Annotated in this window: 1 protein-coding gene and 2 pseudogenes; all 3 read right to left on the minus strand. The window is 57.1% G+C overall.

What is annotated here, in order from left to right; genetic code table 11:
* Nucleotides 1-122 precede the first annotated feature (122 nt).
* Nucleotides 123-482: pseudogene (locus ABD989_RS17590) on the minus strand (ISL3 family transposase); the annotation flags it as partial.
* A gap of 779 nt (nt 483-1,261) precedes the next feature.
* Nucleotides 1,262-1,795 (minus strand): hypothetical protein, encoded by a 534-nt coding sequence (locus ABD989_RS17595; RefSeq protein WP_345314497.1) that lies wholly within the window; start codon nt 1,793-1,795, stop codon nt 1,262-1,264.
* A 190-nt stretch (nt 1,796-1,985) separates the two neighbouring features.
* A pseudogene (locus ABD989_RS17780) lies at nt 1,986-2,105 on the minus strand (IS30 family transposase); the annotation flags it as partial.

Consider the following 2,105-nt stretch of genomic DNA (forward strand, 5'->3'; position numbering starts at 1 on the left):
CGAACGTAGGCCATCCACCCACCCTATCGGCGATCCTTAGTGCACAAATCCAGCCCGAAACAGCTCTAAACCCGCAGGTCGCAACAAGCAAAGTCCAATATGTCCGAGTCGGTGATAAAAGTCAGGCGCTGGAGAATCCAGCGCTCGGTCCTGGTCGTGACCACTGCTCGCGCCCTGGCGATGTGGTCGATCCTCGCGCGGAAGACCGACCTGGAGCAGTCGCTGGTGTGGCACACGAACCGCGGAACCGCCACGTGCAGGAGGACTGGATGGCCGACGGCAGGAGTGTCAGTCAGGACCCGTGCGACCCGATCACGTGGTTGACCTGCCATATTGCAGTCCGGGCAGCGTCGATCGGGGTCGAGGACCTCGCAGAAAATGTGGGTCCGGTCATCGGCGCCGACCGCAGCCCCGGTAATCGTCACGCCCAACTCGACGGTACGGCAGATCGTGTCGGCAACATCGGAAGTAAGCTCAGCCATGAGTCCTGTGGTGTGCGTCGGGGACGTGTAGGAACTTCCACGATCACCCAGGGCCCGCCTACATCTTGTGGGTGCCCGCGCTCGTCCCGAACCTCACCTACGCACTCTGAGATCCGAAGGGCCCATTTGCCATACACGGGAATATACCTTCCGGGATCGCCATCTATAAGCCTACACACCTCCCTACCGTCCATAGTCGAAACCTCGACGCCATCAGACATCATTTCGCCCACCTTACTAGGGAACGGCTCATATCCCTTAGCCTCACGATATTGACTCGCGAGTGTGACCGCCATGTACTTCGCCGCCTCGGCAAAGTCCCCGTACTCACCGTCGTCAAATAGCGATCCCCGCTCGAGCCAGTAACGAAATACCACACCCTCTACTCGCCGCAATATGTACGCTGGGTCCCCTCCGTAGCTGCGCGCAGAGATTTCAGGCGCCGGAAACTGGCCAGGAGCCACAGGCCATATTCCTGCCCAGGATGGTTTGGCGCCGATCTCCGCATGTCTTACTCCCCAGAAGACGAATAGACTGGAAAACACCTGTTACTCTGATTCAGACAATCCCGTTGACAGTTGGATCATTTAAAGTATTCCATCTTCATAAGATTTGATACTCAAGGACCGATAGACCAGACCATAATCAGCCACGCAGCCATCAATCCGAAACCGCACAGGCCAGGGCATCACCCCCGATAAAGGGTCGCGGCTAACGAGTCAACGCACCCCGAAATCCGAAAGAGTCAGAGCGGAACTTCAGATTTCAGAGCGAGGAAACTACGGCCGCAGAAGGTCTGCATTAACCTGATCAAGACTATGCGTAAGAAAGTATGGCGAAATGCCGCCAGGGACGCCGTAAACGGGAATCCATTGATCGGGACTTCCCCCCAATATCCGATACACCTCCCTGCCATCCAGGGTCGAGATCTCGACGCCATCAGGCATGGTCCCCTCGAGCTTCGAAAATAGCGACTCATAACCTTGCGCCACGCGATATTCAGACGCAAGAGTAGCCGCCATCGCCTTCATCGCATCGATGACGTGTCCATACTCACCTCGGCTCACTAGCCATCCCCGTTCGACCCAATATCGGCGCACCACGCCCCCTTCTCGCCGCAGGATGTACCCCGGGTCGCCTCCGAGGCCGCGAGCGGAGAGTTCATGCGCCGGGAACTGGCCGGGAACCTCGGGCCATATTCCTGCCCATGATGGCGTGGCGCCAATCTCAGCATGCCTCTCTCCCCAGAAAACAAATAGATTGGAAAACTCCCGATACTCCGATTCGGTAAATCCCGTTGAATTCTGAGTCATTTAATGAACCCAATCTGTATTAAATATCGCATAGCCGTAATGCTCGATTCCTCGCGCCACTTGACGGAGGGATGAATCACGACCTGAAGCCCTCCGCCCGACTGTTCGACAGAAAACCCTCCCCTAGAAGAAGCCGCCCGAAAACACTAAACCGGACGCTAACACACCAGCTGGACTGGCCCTAGAGCCGTCAAATCGTGGAAGCAACGTTGTCTTTGAGTAGGCGTTCGAAGGCTTCCCTCGGGGTGTAGAAGCCCAGGCATTGGCGTGGCCGCTCATTGAGCTCGCGGGCGATCGCTTCCAGGTAGAG

Source organism: Gordonia alkaliphila (assembly GCF_039542465.1).
In the GTDB taxonomy this organism is placed as follows: domain Bacteria; phylum Actinomycetota; class Actinomycetes; order Mycobacteriales; family Mycobacteriaceae; genus Gordonia; species Gordonia alkaliphila.

Coding starts and splice junctions, on each gene's coding strand:
- ABD989_RS17595 (WP_345314497.1), bottom strand. CDS start 1,795: ATGACTCAGAATTCAACGGGATTTACCGAATCGGAGTATCGGGAGTTT.